This is a genomic window from Buttiauxella sp. WJP83 (assembly GCF_027594725.1).
Lineage (GTDB): Bacteria > Pseudomonadota > Gammaproteobacteria > Enterobacterales > Enterobacteriaceae > Buttiauxella > Buttiauxella selenatireducens.
Genome location: NZ_CP110080.1, coordinates 1,309,605 through 1,327,476, shown reverse-complemented (window position 1 = coordinate 1,327,476; position 17,872 = coordinate 1,309,605). Strand labels below are relative to the sequence as shown.

The following is a 17,872-nucleotide window of genomic DNA, read 5'->3' as shown; positions in this document are numbered from 1 at the left end:
TCCGTACATCGAATGAAACGCTGTTTTTTACCTCAATGGTGCAAGTATAGTCAATCACTGGTTACCAAATGACCGACCAGCATCCATTCACCGAGTTCACTCCTCACCCTAAGAGCGAGTTAAAACTCATGATTCTTTGACTACAGTTTCATCTTTGGGGTTCAGTTTCCCCAAAAATTTCGTTGTTCTTCCACCATTTGTAAAAGCCTGTCACAAGGAGCAAAGCGCTCCCCGTACTGACTGGCCAGGCGTTGCAATTGCGCGACGACTTCACCCGCCCCCTGTGAATCCATATAGCGGAACGGGCCACCGAGGAACGGTGGGAAACCAATACCGAATACGCCGCCGATGTCACCATCGCGAGCGCTGCGAACAACGCCCTCATCCAGGCAGCGAACCGCCTCATTGAGCATCATCATCACACAGCGTTGAGCTATCTCTTTTTCAGTAAGCTGCCCTTTCGGCGAAACGCCCAGCAGCGAATAGATTGCAGGATCAACCTGCTTTTTGCTTCTACTCCCTTTCCCAGGATAAAGATAGAAACCCCGCCCATTTTTTCTCCCTTTGCGATCGTCGTTCAATATTGCTGCAATACTTTGCGGTGCGGCAAAACGATCGCCGTAAGCACGCTGAAGTATAGGACTAATTTTAGTCCCCACATCGATTCCCACCTCATCCAAAAGTTGGATTGGGCCGACCGGAAAACCAAACGCCACCAGCGCATTATCAATTTTATCGACAGGTTCCCCTTCTACCAGGCAACGCATCGCTTCGTTAACGTAAGGCGCCAAAATTCGGTTGACGTAAAAGCCTGCGCTGTCGCCCACCACAATCGGTGTTTTGCCCTGTTTTTTAGCCAGAGCAACCGTCGTGGAAATGGTTTCCGCACTGGTTCCGGCATGCGGGATAACCTCAACTAACGGCATTTTATCGACCGGGCTGAAGTAATGCAGACCGATAACCTGCTCAGGTCTTGCGGCGTTTGCCGCAATATCGGCAATAGGCAAAGAAGACGTGTTCGACGCAAAAATGGTATGCGGTGCCGCATGTTGTTCGATTTCTGCGACCATCTTTTGTTTGAGTGCGAGATCTTCAAAAACCGCTTCCACGACGATGTCACGATGATGGAATCCCCGGTAATCCGTAGCACCGGAAATACGCGCCATTTCGCTCTGGCGTTCGCCCGCTTTCATATGACGGCAACGCACTTTTTTATCCAGCAAGTCCCAACTGTATTTCAACGCATGATTAATGCCGTCGTTGTTAATATCTTTGATTCGCACGGGTAATTTGCCTTTGGTCGCCGTGACAAACGCAATACCTCCGCCCATTAGCCCGCCACCCAGCACACCCACTGCGTTTATTGGACGCGGTTGTGCATCCGCACCATGTTCTTTTTTAAGCTCGGTACTGGCAAAGAATAACCCCCGCAAAGCGGCGGATTGTGGAGTCATCGCCAGTTCACCAAAGGCTTTCGCCTCTGATTCGTAACCGCTAAAACTCCCCTGCCCCAGACCCACTTTCATCACATCGATAATGCGTTGCGTGGCAGGATAATTACCGCGCGTTTTTTGCTCGGTTTTCTTACTTACAATGCTAAACAGTAAAGAACGCCCTAGCGGCCCCGCCAGAATGCGTTCCCGAACCGGCAGTATTCGGGATGGCTGGCGGCCTTTTGCCACCAGCTCAATGGCTGCTGCCAACAAAATCGAATGCGGCACCACTTCATCTACCAGCCCGAGTTTTAATGCCTGGCGCGGACGTAATTGTTTGCCCGTCAGGATCATATCCAGCGCATTGCTGACCCCAATCAAACGTGGCAAACGTTGTGTCCCACCCGAGCCCGGCAGTAAACCCAGTTGCACTTCAGGCAAGCCGAGTTTGGTTTTTTCATCATCGGTACAAACACGCGCATGGCATGCCAGCGCCAATTCCAACCCGCCACCAAGGCATGCTCCGTGAATGGCCGCCACCACTGGAATGGGTAAAGCTGCAATTTCTGCCATGATTTGCTGGCCCTGGTGCGCGAGAGTTTGCGCCTCAAGTGCCGTCTGGCAGTTAGCGATCATGTTGATATCGGCACCCGCAATGAAGTTGTCCGGTTTGCCAGAAATAAAGATCACTCCTTGCAGCGCGGAGTTATCGCGAATTTGCTTGATGATACCGTGCACTTCCGGGCCGAAAGAGGCTTTCAGCGTATTCATCTTTTCGCCCGGAACATCAATAGTCACCACCGCGATATTGTCGAGGCGGATATGTAAGTTGAAAGCAGAAGTCTGTTCCATTATTCGGCCTCCAGAACCATGGCAGCACCCAATCCACCCGCCGCGCAGGCGGTGACTAAACCCAACCCTCCACCGCGACGACGTAATTCATGCAGCGTTTGCGTGATCATTCGCGCACCGGTCGCAGCAAACGGGTGACCGTAAGCAATCGAGCCGCCTAGTACGTTGAATTTCGAATCATCCACTTCGCCCGTTGCATGGGCGCGGCCTAACACATCGCGAGCAAAACGTTCACTGGCGAGCATTTTCAGGTTAGCCAGCGTTTGCGCAGCAAAGGCTTCATGCATATCGAATAAGGTCAGGTCATTCAATGTGATGCCTGCTCTTTCTAGCGCCAGAGGTGTCGCCCAGGCCGGGCCAAGTAACATATCTTGCCAGACATCAACGGCGGTAAAAGCATAACTGCGCAAGTATCCCAATGGCGTCAAACCCAACTCTTTCGCACGGGATTCGGTCATTAAAATCACCGCAGCGGCGCCATCGGTTAACGGCGTACTGTTAGCGGCAGTCACGGTGCCATGTTTGCGGTCAAACGCAGGGCGTAGCTTCGCATAGTCGGCAATCGACGAGTTCTGGCGGACGTTATTATCTTCGCTGAAAGGCTGACGATAGGGAGGGATAAAGGCCGTCATCACTTCCTCAGCCAGTTTGCCCTCTTTCCAGGCAATCGCCGCTTTAGTGTGTGAGCGATGTGCCAATGCATCTTGCTGTTCACGCGTAATACCGTGGGTTTTCGCCATTTGTTCAGCAGTATCACCCATCCGCAAACCGGTCGAGTATTCCGCTACGGCTGGCGGCACGGGCAATAAATCGCGTGGACGAAGTTGTGAGAAGAGCTTTAACTTTTGCCCAAGCGTACGGGCTTTATTCGCGTCGACAAGTACGCGCCCCAGCTTTTTACTTACACCAATGGGCAAAACGGATGAGGAGTCTGCTCCTCCCGCAATCCCTGCGCGGATCGTACCCGCCATTAAGCTTTCGGCAACGTTCGCCACCGCCTGGAAGCTGGTCGCACATGCACGGCTGACACTATAGGCGTCTGTGTGCACGCTCATCCCAGTGCCAAGTACAATTTCACGAGCAATATTGGGCGCTTCCGGCATCTGGACAACCTGTCCAAAGACCAATTGCTCAATGACTTCTGGGGGAATTTCGCTGCGGGCCAATAATTCGCTGACCACCATGTTGCCAAGATCGACGGCAGGTATACCGTGAAATGCCGTAGCCTGACGGGCAAACGGTGTGCGTAAACCACTGATGATGGCGATGCGGTCTCCCTGACGGGTTACCAGCGGAAGTGCCTGACTCATAACGCTCCCCTGTTCTTCCCACAACTCGAATTATTTTGGGAATAAAAATGTAAACGACCAGTAGTGGTCTGACCTGATCACAGTTTTAACTAAAAAGTTACAATCAGCCAACCAGGGGACGAAAGAATTGGGAGGGGGGACACGCTTTGAGTGAAGTAAATTACGAAGAAATAGATGCCCCCACCCTAACCCTCTCCCGGAGGAGAGGGAGAAGGCCAGGATAAGGGATAGAAATTAACGCAGGCCCAGCTGGAAGATCATGGTTTCAGCCTGGCAGCTGAAGATGAAATCAATATCCAGACGAACACCTTCAGCTTCTTCGGTAAACGTCGGAACGATTTGGCAAGGCTCATTTTCTACTTCACGAGCTTTTGCGCTCAACGCTGCCAGAGTTTCTTCAGCTTCTGCTTTGGTAGCGAATACGCGGCTGTAGGTCGCTGTGCAGTCGGTATTATCAATGATAGAACCGACATCAATACAGCAGCAAACCGGGGTTTCATCAGCAGTGTTTTTACTCATTTATGATTTCCTCTGTATTTAAAAGCTAAAAAATTCTTGGTTATTTTACGCTCTCCGTTGAAGCGACTCCAGTCGTTAATCTTGTCAAAATCTGCAAGTGACCCAAATCACACTTAAAAATGATCTAAAACAAGATTCACCCATTTTGCTTAGTGACGCTTTCCTCGATTTTGCCAGGCAGATCTCGTTTCGACGATCAAATTTGAAAATTTTTAGATACAAACTTGCAACATACCATCTGGTCAGACCTATACTCTCGCAACTGGTCTGCTTTCTCTGTAACAGATCAGCCCCTACTATTCGCGCTCCTGTTACGGTGTGTAACAATGTTTGTATAAAAATAAATCTATTATGAGGTTTTGGTCATGAGCCAGAAAAACCTGTTTACAAAGTCAGCCCTCGCGGTTGCAGTGGCAATAGTCTCATCGCAGGCGTACTCGGCCGGCTTTCAATTAAACGAGTTCTCTTCCTCAGGCCTAGGCCGAGCTTATTCCGGGGAAGGCGCAATCGCAGATGATGCGGGTAACGTCAGCCGTAACCCGGCGTTAATCACCATGTTTGACCGCCCAACCTTCTCTGGCGGTGCGGTGTTTATTGACCCGGATGTGAATATTGCTGGCACATCCCCAACGGGCCGTAGCACTGATGCTAATAACATCGCGCCGACCGCCTGGGTTCCAAACTTCCACTTTGTTGCACCCATTAATGAACAATTTGGCTGGGGAGCATCTGTTACATCTAACTACGGTTTAGCAACAGAATTTACTGACGATTACACCGCAGGTTCAATGGGCGGTAAAACCGACCTGACGACGATGAACCTGAACCTGAGCGGTGCATATCGTTTAAACAGCAACTGGAGCTTTGGTCTTGGCTTTGATGCTGTTTACGCTAAAGCGAAAATCGAGCGTTACGCAGGTGATCTTGGTCAAATTGTCGCAGGCTCTGGCGCATTGCCTCCTTCCCTGGCAGGCCCTGTTTCCCGCATTCCTTCCGACACTCAAATCGCGCACCTGAAAGGTGATGAGTGGGGTTACGGTTGGAACGCCGGTATCCTTTATGAAATCAATAAAGATAACCGTTACAGCTTAACCTACCGTTCCGAAATCAAAATCGACTTCGACGGCGACTATAAGAGCAATTTACCTTCCGCTTATAACCCGCTGTTGTCCAAATTTGGCTTACCTGCAGGTACCAATGGGCAAACCGTTCCAGGTTCTCTGACCCTGAACTTGCCAGAAATGTGGGAACTGTCCGGTTATAACAAAGTTGATCCACAGTGGGCGATTCACTACAGCATTGCTTACACCAGTTGGAGCCAGTTCCAGGAGCTGAAAGCCACTGGCAGCAACGGCCAGACCCTGTTCTATAAAGATGAAAGCTTTAAAGATGCGTACCGTATTGCTTTAGGTACCACCTACTATATGGATAAGAACTGGACCTTCCGTACCGGTATCGCATTTGACGACAGCCCGGTTCCTGCGGATCACCGTTCTATCTCTATCCCGGATCAGGACCGCTTCTGGCTGAGTGCGGGTACGACCTACGCCTTTAACGAAGATGCGTCTGTCGATGTGGGTGTTTCCTACATGCACGGTCAGCACGTTGAGTTCAAAGAAGGTCCTTATACCTTCCAGTCTGATGGTAAAGCGTGGCTGTACGGCATGAACTTTAACTATGCATTCTGATAGTTAAAGGCTCACAAAAAAGGCGAAACCTCGGTTTCGCCTTTTTTATGCCTGTCGTAAAACAAAGTCTGGTTAACGCATCGAAACAGTCGTTACCTCATTAGAAAGCAACGTTTCCAGGGTGTACTGTGCCATTTGCCCGCTCTGTAAAAACACTTTGTGGCGAATAGAAAGACAAATCCGCCCTTCTTGTGTGCGCAACAGCCAGGCTTCTTCCTGATTCAGTGCTTTGCCAGAAAGGGTTTTGACATCGTGGCTGATGGCTAACCCACACGTCTGTTCAATATATTGCAGCACTGAATGGCTACAATCTTCGCGGGTAAATTCAGGGAAAAGTGAACTCGGCATCCAGGTTTCTTCGATAATCGCGGGTTGCTCATTAATGATGCGCATCCGACGGTAATGAATCAGCAAACTGCCTGGCGGCTGGGGAAAGTAGTCTGCCAACTCCCCTTCAGCCTGCTGAGTATCAAAAAGTAGCACCACATTATCCAGTTTCTGGTCGCTTTGAATGCGTTCAGAAATCGATATCACGCTATTGTCCTGGTAAAACTCAGGGGGATTCACAAAAATACCGGCCCCTTGCCGGGTATGCACAAAAGATTCGCGTTTGAGTCTGGCAATCGCTTTTTGAATTGTCGGACGGCTAACCTGATAAAACTGTGCCAGAGCGTGTTCACCTTCCAGCGGCGCATAAGGAAGATAGCTGCCTTTAATTATCTTCTCTTTTAACAAATGATAAATATCGATGTATTTCATGCGCATTCCGGGGAATAAAGCTCGTAACGGAGCCTGAGAATAAGGCTCCGCCGTCGCCAGATTGACTTTCAGGCGACATCCATAACCGCGTGTTGACGGTTGCGCATCATTTTAAAACGTTTCAGGGCAATAGCAATCGTCGCGGTAGAAACCACACCGGCTGCCATTGCAAGCAGCGCCAACAGCGGCTTGTCGAAGCCGCCCAGCAGGACAATGATTGGCCCGCCATGTGCTACGTTACAATGCAGACTAAAGATGAAGCCCAGACAGCAAGCTACCGCAGAGCCAATCATGTTTGCAGGGATCACAGCAAAGGGATCACGCGCGGCAAAAGGAATCGCACCTTCTGAAATTCCCACCAACCCCATCGCGGCAGCGGCTTTGCCATTCTCATATTCTTCATCATCAAACAGCCCAAAGCGTCTGCCCATAAATGCAGCCAGCGCCATGCCTAAAGGTGCGACAGGAATCGCCACAGCCTGAGCCCCCATAAACTGCGTTTGCCCTTGGGCAATCAACCCCACGCTGAACATAAACACGACTTTGCCGAATGGCCCGCCCATGTCGAACCCCTGCATCAACCCCATCACAATACCGATAACGATAACGTTGCCAGTAGAGAGATTCGCCAGCATGTGGTTAAGCGCCGTCATCAAGTCGGCAATGGGTGCGCCAATGACAAACATAAAGATTGCAGCGATAAACAGCGTACCAGCGATGGGTGCAATCATAATGGGCACCAACGGCTGGACCATTTTTGAGTAGTTAAAATGCGTCAACCATTTCACGAAGTAGCCGACGAGCAGCCCCGCAACAATGGCACCAATAAATCCGGTGCCTGCGCTGGCATCGTAGAAGGAACCATTGTTCGCAATCCAGCCGCCAATCAATCCTGGAGCCAGCCCCGGCCGGTCAGCAATAGCATAGGCAATGTAACCAGAAAGAATCGGGATCATCAGCGTAAAGCCGACCACGCCAACGCTCAGTACTTTGTTCCACAAGCTACCAACAGGAATACTTAGCCCCTGCTCGGTCGGTACACCCCCCAATGCCAGGGATAACGCAATTAACAAACCGCCGACCACCACAAAGGGGATCATGTATGATACCCCATTCATCAGTGACTTATACAGCATTGAACCTGACGACGTCGTCGAAGCCGGTTTTGCCTTACTGCTGCTTGCCACCTGGTAGAGCGGTGCCGAAAGCGCTTGTTCAATTAAGCCTGTTGCGCCTTTAATCGCCGATTTCACACCGCAGATAACCACTTTCTTTCCGGCAAAACGGTCGAGATCGACTTGTTTATCACAAGCCACCACCACCGCATCTGCCCGGGCAATCTCTTCGGCAGTGGGTGAATCCTTAACGCCAATGGAGCCGTTGGTCTCCACTATCACTTCATAACCCATCTCTCTGGCGGCTTTCACGATAGCTTCCGCAGCCAGGTAAGTGTGCGCCACGCCGACCGGACAGCCGGTGACACCAAGAATCAATCCTTTATCCTGCCTGACCTCTCGGCTGTCATCTTCGGGCGTGGCTTGCGCCGTGAACAACGCTAACACTTCCTCCTGTGAGGTTGCTTGTAATAGCGTCTCCATAAAGCCGTCTTCGATAAGGCGTGAGGAGAGTTGGGCAAGGATCTCGATATGCAAATTGGATGCGTTATGCGGAGAAGCGATCATCAAGAAAACGTGCGAGGGTTTTCCATCTTCAGCGCCATATTCAATCCCTTGTGGACTGATCCCCACGACTACCGCGGCCTGTTTCACCACCGGGCTTTTAGCATGCGGGATAGCCACACCGCCTTCAAATCCGGTATTTCCCGTATCTTCACGATCCCAAACATCCGCGACAAATTGTGAAATATCAGTGATATGGCCCGCCTGCCACAGTAATTCAGCCATCTCGTGGAAGACCTGATGTTTTTCGCGGGCGTTCAGATTCAAGCAGATAAGCTCTTTGCTTAATAAGCCATTCATTTCTTTTCCCTCACAAATATGTAATTACAAGTTTGGAGAAAAATAAAAACAATCACGATCGCGGGTATTGATAAAAATCATATAAACCGTGTGATCCCCCCCCCTTCAGTAAGAGGTGTGAAGGCAATCACAAAGGGATCCATGCGGAAATTATCGAGCATATGGTGAAAGTAAGATCCCGATCCCGGTTTTAAATTTGTAATTACAACTTAATAATAGAAACCCAGAAATCAGTAAGGAAAAATTATGAGCGCTCCCGTTATCGCCGAGCAGGTAGACGTCAACAAGAAGATCCCCTGCGAGAAAACGCCTGTCGAACAACTTGCTGTTATGGAGGCCTACACTCTGGCGCATCGCAGCGAAAGCTCGCCGTTAATACGCGAAGTAAAATGCCTGCAAGCCTTGTATCCAACCCTCTTTCGCACTATTCAGCCGGAAGACAAAATCATTGGTCGCCTGGATGTGCTGCCGATTGGATTTGGTTGTGTCACGTCCGTTGGCGGTGTAGGGCATTACTGTAACTTCAGCAAACTGGCAGAATTTAAATCCTCGATCCCTGAAGATTTTCATCACCGAATTGATGCCCTGCTTGATTACTGGCACACCCATGACACGCGATCGATCTACTTTCGCCAAACGCTCAAAGACGACACGCTGGGCAAATTTGTCGATGTAAATTATCCGGCGATTGCCACAGCGCGTTTGAGCGGCATGTACCTTGACTACAATTTGCTGATTGATCTTGGGCTGACAGGCTTAAGGGAGAAAATCCAGCACAAGCTTGATGCGGCTATTGCGCGTGAAGATGAGCAAGCAATCACGCTTCATGAAGCGTTCCTCGGTACGCTGAACATTGTGGTCACCGTGATTGACCGCCATATCCAACTCACGGCAAACGAACTGGAAACCACGCCAGACCTGGCACGCAAACAACATCTTTCCGCATTAATTGATGCACTCATGCACATCCGTACGCAGAAACCAGAAACCTTCCTGCAAGGTATTCAACTGAGCTGGCTGTATAGCCTGTGTGCCGGTGTGGTGAACTACGGGCGCATGGATGATTATCTGGGTGCTCTATTGGTCCATGATTTAAACGCCGGGTTGCTTACTGAAAGGGAAGCGATTGATTATATTCGTTCCCATTACCGACTCATTGAAGCACGTAAAACCACGGTCAATGGCCGTGTCATTGTGGGTGGTCGCGGGCGTCGCCAACCGGAACATGCCGAAGTTTACTGCCGCCTCGCCATTCAGGCTGTGCAAGAAAACCAGGATACCGAACCCCAGTTCACCCTGCGTATTTACCAGGGAATGAACCCAGCCATTTATCAGCAAGCGTTAGACGTGATTGGCACCGGTATCACCTACCCGATTTTGTATAACGACGATGTCAATATTCCGGCAGTAATGCACTCCATGCAGGTTAACGAGGAAGATGCAGAGCAGTACGTGCCCTTTGGCTGCGGTGAATTTGTGTTGTCAGGCCGCAGTGTAGGTACGCCAAATACCTGCATGAATGTGCTGAAAATTCTCAATATTGCATTGACCGGCGGCATCGACTTTTGGGATGGGAAAAACAAAAGTGGTGGCGTGGCACTGAAAACACCACAACAAATCAGCAGCTTTGACGATGTGATGAGCAATTACAAAAACCTGCTCAACTACTACATCGCCATCACCGCAAAAGCCCAGGCCTCTTCGTATAGCGTAATGAATCAACAGGTCGGTTTTCTGCTAACCAGTTTGCTCACCAGTGATTGCATTGAGCGGGAAAAAACACTGCTCAACGGTGGCGCTTATCGTCTTGGTGGCACCAACGAAACTTACGGTAATACCAACGCCTCAGACTCCCTTGCTGCTATTAAAAAAGTCATCTTTGAGCAGCAAAAGTACGATTACGCCACGCTGATTGAAGCGCTAAAAGTGGACTTTGTTGGCCATGAAAAAATGCGTAACGACCTGATTAACTCGCCAAAATTCGGTAACGATGACGGCTACGCTGACGAAATTGCCGTAGAGATGCACGAGTATATTTGCAATGGCGTACGTGATGCCGCGCAGCAGGTTGGGCTCGACAGCTACCTTGTGGTGATTATCAATAATCAGGTTAATACCGAGTGGGGCCGAGCCACCAGCGCGTCTGCAGACGGCCGTCAATGTGGCGTTTACATGAGTAATGCCAACAACCCGCAAAGTGGTGCCGATAAAAATGGCCCAACGGCCATGCTGAATTCATTGGTGAAACTGGACGCTAAGTATCATGCCGGTTCAGTGCAAAACATCAAGTTCAGCAAAACCTTGTTTAACACCCGTCGCCCGCTGGTCAATGCGTTAATGGAAGGCTACTTCGAGCAAGGTGGGCCGCAACTCATGGTGAGCGTGGTGGGCAAAGGCGAACTGGAGGCGGCTTATCAGCATCCGGAAAACTATCCCAACCTGATCGTTCGGGTCGGTGGGTTTAGTGCCCGCTTTGTGAACTTAGACCGTGATGTACAACTGGAGATCCTGAACCGCACGCTGAACGATTAATGCCAAATACCAGGGAAATCATCATGAAAACAACAGGCATCGTCTTTGATATTCAGAAATTTTGCATCAATGACGGCCCCGGCGTGCGAACCACCGCGTTTCTCAAAGGCTGCCAAATGCGCTGCCTTTGGTGCCACAACCCGGAATCGATGAGCCAGCGCAAGCAACTGTCGTTCAATGCAGATAAATGCCTGAACTGCCAGGCGTGCGCCCAGGTCTGTGCTCACCATCGCTTTGTCGATGGGATACACCAAATCGATTTCGCTGCTTGTGATGGCTGTGGGAAGTGCGTTGAGGTATGCCCGGCACAGGCGCTGAAAATCTACGGTGAAGAGGTCACTGCTGAGCAGATTGTTCAGGAAGTGCTGAAAGATAAAATCTATTTTGCTAAAACCGGTGGAGGGATAACCCTCTCCGGTGGCGAAGCGCTTCATCAGTTTACTTTTGCACTGGAACTTGCCCGACTTAGCAAGCAGGCAGGTTTGCATGTATGCCTGGAAACCAATGGCGCATCAAAAAGCGAGCATTATCAGCAAATCGCCCCTTTTGTGGATTGCTTCCTGGTGGATTACAAAGCCACAGGCGACAAACTGCACAAAACCCTGACCGGTTTGAGCCGCCGGCTGGTAGACCAGAACATGAAGCTGTTACATCAGCTCGGGTGTCCTGTAATTCTGCGATGCCCGTTAATCCCAGGCTATAACCTGAGTCTTGAACATTTTCAGGCAATAGGCGAAATGGTAGAGCGTTTTGACAACATCCTGCATGTCGAGATCCTGCCCTATCATAATTTTGGTGCCAGAAAAGCACGTGAAATAGGCGAGATATATACGGTGAATAGCGAAATGCCAGATGATACGACGATTGATCTATGGATTACGGCGTTGAGCCGAAACGGTAAAATCAAAGTCATTCACGCCTGAATAGCTTAAAACAAAATGCCGTTCATTGAGGAATCAATGAACGGCATTAAACTTTATGTCATTTGCTGCAAATCGCTTACTGAGAATCGATATCTTTCAAGTCATCCTGAATAGACTCGGCATTCGGGTTCTCTTGTGGAGTGAGTTTCCCGCCGTTTGCCTGGAAATCATGGCGTTGGAAGTAAGCTTCACGCACCAAAATATACGGGTCTGAAGATTGTTTCAGCAAGCCTTCAGAATCCAGCAATTGCGCACGCGTTTCGATACCTTCCAGCGTCCATTTGCCCAGTGACATCCACCAGGTTAGCCAGGAGAGTGGGGCATACAAATCGTCTACCAACTCACCACCATCTTCACGAAGCGTGAAGCTACCGTAGGCAGGTAAATGCACATATGGACCATAGCCCACGCCATAATGCCCAAGTGTGGTACCAAAACGGTTTGGCTCAAGACGTTGTAATTTCTGATTTGCCATCCCTGCGACATCAATGAAACCACCCATACCCAATAAGCTATTCAGGAAGAAACGGGTAAAATGCACCATCCCCTGATACGGGTCGCCCTGGATAAAGTTGTTCACCATAGAAGCAGGTTCTTCGAGGTTACTGGTGAAGTTGCTCAGCCCATTACGTGCCGGTTGCGGTACGTAATCACGCCACACCACAGCAACCGGGCGCACAATATACGGATCCAACACATTGAAGTTGAAATCGTACATAGTGCGGTTGAACCCTTCCAGCGGGTCCGAACGCCCTTGCGGTTGTGTATCGGCCGAACTCGCACAGCCCACCAAAACAGTAGCGGCCAGTACTAACCCGGTCAGGCGGAAATTCATATCTCTCTCCCTGTTATTTTTGCTCTACGCTCTCAGGTTTGGTGTTATTCATACCAGCTTGCGCTGCCTTTGCCTGTTCGATGCTTCTTTGCACCACGGCCCGACGCTGATCGTTTGCTGGTAGAACTTGCAACATGATTTGCCATGCACCAATCGCTTCGCGGTACTGTTGTTGTTCAAATGCATTAAATGCCAACAGGCTTAATACACGAACATTCGTATGGTCCGTTTTGAGGAGCTCTCTTAACAGATTACCACCCAGTTGGTTATCTTGCGGATCTCCACTGCGGGTCAATACTTCAGCATAGCCCAGCTTTACATTACTGTCGGAGGGCGACAGTTTAAACGCATGTGCAAAGGCTTGAGTAGCAATTGTTGCATTATTCAGAACCATGCCTATTCGCCCGAGCATCATCCAGCCCTCAATATTGTCAGGTTCATATTGCAACTGTGTCCGTAAACCAAGGCCAAGATTGGCCATTTCTGGCATATCCAATGGTTTTGCTTGCGGATCTAATGCGCGTTTTAACAGTTGAGGAGTCTGATTTGAGACTTTTTGCCAGGCTTGCACTTGCTTGATGTCCGAGGTTTTCAGATATACGCCCACGCTCACCACAATCAACACCACCGCTCCAGGGGCGAAAAACCAGAAGTGTGCCTTTTTGGTAATAACTGGAGACGCTTCACTTTCCGGCTCGTCAGTAAAATGTACGCGCCGTTTGCGGCTACGCATCACAATCACGCCTGCGCCACCAAGAATAAACAGCACTGGGAGCACCCACAAAATAAGGGTGGCAGGTGTCATCGGCGGTTCGTAGGTCACGAAATTACCGTAGCGGTCGACCATATAGTCGATAATTTGCTGTTTGGTTTTCCCCTGCTGTTGCAGCTCATAGACTTTCAGACGCATGTCAGAGGCAATCATCGCATTGGAATCTGCAATGCTGTTGTTCTGGCATTTCGGGCAGCGCAGTTGTTCAGTCAACTGCCGGAATTGCTGCTCCTGCGCTTCGTCTTTGAACTGAAAGGTATCTATTGCCGCCAGAACATTAAACGAGAACAGGAATGCGACGATCAGTAGCCATCCGCGTTTCATGCGCCAGCCTCCTTGTTGTACTTATCCCACAGCGGTTTGATTTCTTGCTGCCAGACGCGATCGTTAAGATCGCCCGCATGGCGGTAGCGAATGATCCCTTTACCGTCGATCAGGAAGGTTTCCGGTGCGCCGTACACGCCCAGATCCAAGCCCAGCATTCCGTTGCCATCAAATAGACTCAGCGCGTAAGGATTGCCCAGCTCATTGAGCCAGTTAATCGCTTTCTGACGATCATCTTTATAGTTCATACCGACCACGCGAACGCCCTGCGCTTTTAACCCGTTAAGATACTGATGCTCTGCCCGGCAGGTTGGGCACCAGGTCGCCCAGACGTTGAGTAACAACGGTTTGCCGTCGTTGAGCACAGCCTGGTCATAAATCTTGCCGGGGTTTTCCAGCGACTCAAGACGAAATACCGGAACCGGTTTCCCCACTAATGCCGATTCAAGATTGGTCGGGTCATCGCCCTGCGCATTACGCGCCAGTTGCCACAGCAGCATCGCCGCCAGCAATAAAAACAGGACTAGCGGGATAAATAAAACTTTGCGGTTCATGCGGCCTCCGGCATGTGTTTACGCTGGCGGTAACGCGGATCAAACAAACAGAACAGGCCACCGATGGTCATCAGGATACCCCCCACCCAAATCCAACGAACAAAAGGTTTGTAATAGAGGCGCACCGCCCAACTTCCGTCATCTAATTCCTCACCCAGTGCCGCATAGAGGTCGCGCGTCACGCCACCATCAATGGCCGCTTCGGTCATCATCGCGCGGTTACTGTTGTAGAAACGCTTCTCAGCATGCAGCGTGGCTTCGTGTTTACCGTTGCGCGTGACGTCGATAATCCCCACGCCACCACGGTAGTTAGGGCCATTTAGATCGTGAACATCGCGGAACACAAAGTGATACTGGTGGATATCGATGCTATCGCCCGCTTTCATCCGCACGTCACGCTCAATGCTGTAATTCTGGCTAAAGGCGATACCGACAACCGTCACAGCCAGCCCCAAATGCCCGAACACCATGCCCCAATGGCTGCGCGGCAATGTCCATAATCCTTTGAGAAGGCCGTGGCGATGGGTTGCACGTTCGTAGACTTCCATAACGGCCAACACAAACACCCACACCGCCATCAGCAAACCAACCACCGTCATCGCTTCGATGCGGTCTTGCATTAACCATGGCAACAACAGTGAAAGCGCGACGGTGATCGTCACCGCGATTGCCAGGCGTTTCACTAATTTTCGCGATTCATCGCGACGCCAGCGCACCAATGGGCCAATCCCCATCAATAAGGCAAAGGGTGCCATCAGTGCGGTAAACATGGTGTTGAAGAACGGTTCGCCGATAGAAATACTGCCCAGGCCAAGTTGCTTGTGGACCAGCGGAAGTAACGTCCCCAGCAACACCACCAGCATGGCGGCAATCAACAGAACGTTATTCCCGAGCAAAAAGGATTCCCGTGACCACAAACTATTCCCGACGCGTGAGCGGACTTTGCTGCCTTTCACCGCATAAAGCAGCAGCGAACCGCCAATCACAATCACCAGGAAGGCAAGGATAAACATCCCACGTGCCGGGTCAGACGCAAATGAATGCACGGAAACCAACACGCCCGAGCGCACCAGGAAAGTCCCCAACAAACACAGCGAGAATGCTGTGATTGCCAGCAACACCGTCCACGCTTTAAAGCTGCCGCGCTTTTCTGTCACTGAAAGCGAGTGGATCAGCGCGGTTCCCGCAAGCCACGGCATAAACGAGGCGTTTTCTACCGGGTCCCAAAACCACCAGCCGCCCCAACCTAACTCGTAATAAGCCCAGGCCGATCCCAAAACAATACCGATGGTTAAAAATGACCAGGCGGCTAACGTCCACGGACGCGTCCAACGCGCCCAGGCAGAATCGAGTTTCCCGGCCATGAGTGCTGCAATGGAAAACGCAAAGGCCACGGAAAAACCGACATACCCCATATACAGCAACGGCGGGTGGAAAATCAGCCCGATATCCTGCAACAGAGGATTCAGATCGCGCCCTTCAATAGGGAAGTCGGGCAATGTGCGGGTAAACGGGTTGGAGGTGAAAATGATAAACAGCAGGAAGCCGAAATTAATCATCCCCATCACGGCCAGAACTCGCGCCACCGCGTCTTGCGGCATACTACGGCTGAACAACGCCACCGCAAAAGTCCAAGCACTCAACAACAAAACCCACAGCATTAAGGAGCCTTCATGAGCCCCCCAGGTCGCCGCAACGCGATACCAGACTGGCAGCTCGGAGTTTGAGTTATTCGCCACATACAGTACGGTAAAATCGTTAACGACAAACGCATTCACCAACACTAAGAAACTTGCACACAGCGTGATAAATAGCGCCCATGCCAGCGGACGGGCAGAGGCCATTAATCGCGAGTCATTGCGTTTCACGCCCCACAACGGATAGACACTGAGTAACAATGACCAGCCCAGCGCCAGACACAGCAAAAAACTGCCAATTTCAGGCATCATGAGGCGTTATCCTTATAAGCCTGCGGGGCGCGTTGGTGATTTTTATCCATCGCTTCTTTGACTTCCGGCGGCGTGTAATTTTCATCATGCTTCGCCAGCACTTCTTTCGCTTCAACTCGGTTTCCCGAAGCGAAGACACCTTGTGCTACGACACCCTGCCCTTCACGGAAAAGGTCCGGCAAAATGCCGACGTAACTGACATCAACCACGCCGCTGGCATCATAAATTTTGAACGTGACTTTCAACGTTTGGTTATCACGTTTCACGCTGCCCGGCTGAACCATACCGCCCACCCGCAAACGTTGCCCCACTTCGGGTACCTGATGGCTCTCACCTTTGCCATAAAGTATTTCGCTCGGCGTATAGAACAGGTCGATATTGCTACGCAGCGCATACAGCACCAACGTGATTGTCAGCCCTAACCCAACCAGCACCGCAAGTGCCAGGTAGAGCCGATTTTTACGACGAATGTTCATTCAGTTCCCTCTGCCTGATTTACCGTATGGTGTGCTGCCTGAATTCGCTTTTCCCGTGCTTGTTGGCGACTGACAGCATTTAAAATGGTGTGGCGCTGCATGCGGGTATGAACCACCAACAGCAGCAATGGAATGAACGTCAGCACGACGGCAAGCCAGACGTAAAACGCATAGCCGCCCATAGCAAAAAAATCACCCCAGTTTAAAAATGCGCTTGTCATGCGTTTCTCCCTTTATTCACCAACGCCAAAACCCACGGACGGCGCTGTTCCTGAAGCAAGATGAGGTTACGCAAACGCATCAACGTCAAGGTCACAAACAGCATCAGGAAACCGAAAATGGTCAGACGCAACGGCGTGCGCATGGAAGGGTCGATACTTTGCTGCATGTTGGTCGAGCCTTGATGCAGGGTGTTCCACCATTCCACCGAAAAGTGGATAATCGGTAAGTTCACCACACCAACCAGCACCAGAATCCCGGCGGCACGTCCGGCCAGACGGCGGTCATCAAACGCGTTATAAAGCGCAATCACACCGATATAGAGAAACAGCAACACCAGCTCAGATGTCAGACGTGCATCCCACACCCACCAGGTTCCCCACATCGGTTTGCCCCATACTGAGCCGGTCACCAGCGCGATAAAGGTAAACACCGCACCCACCGGAGCCATCGCCGCCACTGCGAGGTCTGACATTTTCATCTGCCACACCAGGCCGATAAACGCGGCGACTGCCATCGAGCCATATATTCCCATCGACCAGATAGCCGCCGGGACATGAAGATACATAATGCGATAGCTCTGGCCTTGTTGATAATCTGCGGGCGCAAATCCAAAACCCCAGACGCAACCGGCAACCAATAACAGGGCACTGATGAGTGCGCACCACGGCACAAAATAACCGCATAGCTGATAAAGCCGCTCGGGTTTAGCGAGCTGATGTAACCATTTCCACATAATTTTTGCTCA

General features: G+C 50.7%; 15 protein-coding genes. 3 read left to right on the top strand and 12 right to left on the bottom strand.

All coding sequences use genetic code 11. The features are described from left to right. Positions 1 to 161: 161 nt before the first annotated feature. From fadJ to OH773_RS06140, 3 genes are all read right to left on the bottom strand, one after another. Positions 162 to 2,285, bottom strand: coding sequence for a fatty acid oxidation complex subunit alpha FadJ (fadJ, locus tag OH773_RS06150; RefSeq protein ID WP_270143979.1), 2,124 nt, complete (start codon positions 2,283 to 2,285; stop codon positions 162 to 164). Beyond that, positions 2,285 to 3,595, bottom strand: a complete 1,311-nt coding sequence (gene fadI / locus OH773_RS06145) for an acetyl-CoA C-acyltransferase FadI (RefSeq protein WP_270143977.1) — start codon at positions 3,593 to 3,595, stop codon at positions 2,285 to 2,287. Before fadI ends, fadJ begins: the two co-directional genes overlap by 1 nt. A gap of 234 nt (positions 3,596 to 3,829) precedes the next feature. Next, on the bottom strand, positions 3,830 to 4,114 hold the full coding sequence (locus OH773_RS06140; RefSeq protein ID WP_183270055.1) for a YfcZ/YiiS family protein: 285 nt from the start codon (positions 4,112 to 4,114) through the stop codon (positions 3,830 to 3,832). Positions 4,115 to 4,479: 365 nt separating this feature from the next. Here OH773_RS06140 and fadL point away from each other — a divergent pair, with 365 nt between their 5' ends. Further along, entirely contained in the window at positions 4,480 to 5,802 is a 1,323-nt protein-coding gene (gene fadL, locus OH773_RS06135; protein ID WP_270143975.1) for a long-chain fatty acid transporter FadL, read from the top strand. 72 nt (positions 5,803 to 5,874) lie between these two features. Here the strand turns inward: fadL and OH773_RS06130 are convergent, their stop codons facing one another. Both OH773_RS06130 and OH773_RS06125 read right to left on the bottom strand, forming a co-directional pair. Then, complete coding sequence (locus OH773_RS06130; protein ID WP_270143972.1) at positions 5,875 to 6,561, bottom strand: GntR family transcriptional regulator; 687 nt, start codon at positions 6,559 to 6,561, stop codon at positions 5,875 to 5,877. Positions 6,562 to 6,629: 68 nt separating this feature from the next. After that, complete coding sequence (locus OH773_RS06125; protein ID WP_270143970.1) at positions 6,630 to 8,540, bottom strand: PTS fructose transporter subunit IIABC; 1,911 nt, start codon at positions 8,538 to 8,540, stop codon at positions 6,630 to 6,632. Positions 8,541 to 8,786: 246 nt separating this feature from the next. Between OH773_RS06125 and OH773_RS06120 the strand changes: the two genes are divergently transcribed. Beyond that, on the top strand, positions 8,787 to 11,072 hold the full coding sequence (locus OH773_RS06120; RefSeq protein WP_270143968.1) for a pyruvate formate lyase family protein: 2,286 nt from the start codon (positions 8,787 to 8,789) through the stop codon (positions 11,070 to 11,072). A 23-nt stretch (positions 11,073 to 11,095) separates the two neighbouring features. Then, positions 11,096 to 11,995: a glycyl-radical enzyme activating protein gene (locus OH773_RS06115; protein ID WP_270143965.1), complete on the top strand. Its 900-nt coding sequence runs from the start codon at positions 11,096 to 11,098 to the stop codon at positions 11,993 to 11,995. Positions 11,996 to 12,071: 76 nt separating this feature from the next. Here the strand turns inward: OH773_RS06115 and mlaA are convergent, their stop codons facing one another. Genes mlaA through OH773_RS06080 form a run of 7 tightly spaced genes read right to left on the bottom strand, consistent with a single transcriptional unit; the run spans position 12,072 to position 17,860 of the window. Next, positions 12,072 to 12,830, bottom strand: coding sequence for a phospholipid-binding lipoprotein MlaA (mlaA, locus tag OH773_RS06110; protein WP_270143963.1), 759 nt, complete (start codon positions 12,828 to 12,830; stop codon positions 12,072 to 12,074). A 13-nt stretch (positions 12,831 to 12,843) separates the two neighbouring features. Next, positions 12,844 to 13,926, bottom strand: a complete 1,083-nt coding sequence (locus OH773_RS06105) for a cytochrome c-type biogenesis protein CcmH (protein WP_183270062.1) — start codon at positions 13,924 to 13,926, stop codon at positions 12,844 to 12,846. Continuing rightward, complete coding sequence (dsbE, locus tag OH773_RS06100; protein WP_183270063.1) at positions 13,923 to 14,480, bottom strand: thiol:disulfide interchange protein DsbE; 558 nt, start codon at positions 14,478 to 14,480, stop codon at positions 13,923 to 13,925. Before dsbE ends, OH773_RS06105 begins: the two co-directional genes overlap by 4 nt. Then, complete coding sequence (locus OH773_RS06095) at positions 14,477 to 16,429, bottom strand: heme lyase CcmF/NrfE family subunit (protein ID WP_270143960.1); 1,953 nt, start codon at positions 16,427 to 16,429, stop codon at positions 14,477 to 14,479. Before OH773_RS06095 ends, dsbE begins: the two co-directional genes overlap by 4 nt. After that, positions 16,426 to 16,905, bottom strand: coding sequence for a cytochrome c maturation protein CcmE (gene ccmE, locus OH773_RS06090; RefSeq protein WP_183270065.1), 480 nt, complete (start codon positions 16,903 to 16,905; stop codon positions 16,426 to 16,428). Before ccmE ends, OH773_RS06095 begins: the two co-directional genes overlap by 4 nt. Further along, a complete protein-coding gene (gene ccmD, locus OH773_RS06085) occupies positions 16,902 to 17,126 on the bottom strand; it encodes a heme exporter protein CcmD (protein WP_270143956.1) in 225 nt (74 codons plus the stop codon). Before ccmD ends, ccmE begins: the two co-directional genes overlap by 4 nt. Continuing rightward, a complete protein-coding gene (locus OH773_RS06080; RefSeq protein ID WP_270143954.1) occupies positions 17,123 to 17,860 on the bottom strand; it encodes a heme ABC transporter permease in 738 nt (245 codons plus the stop codon). Before OH773_RS06080 ends, ccmD begins: the two co-directional genes overlap by 4 nt. Positions 17,861 to 17,872 lie beyond the last annotated feature (12 nt).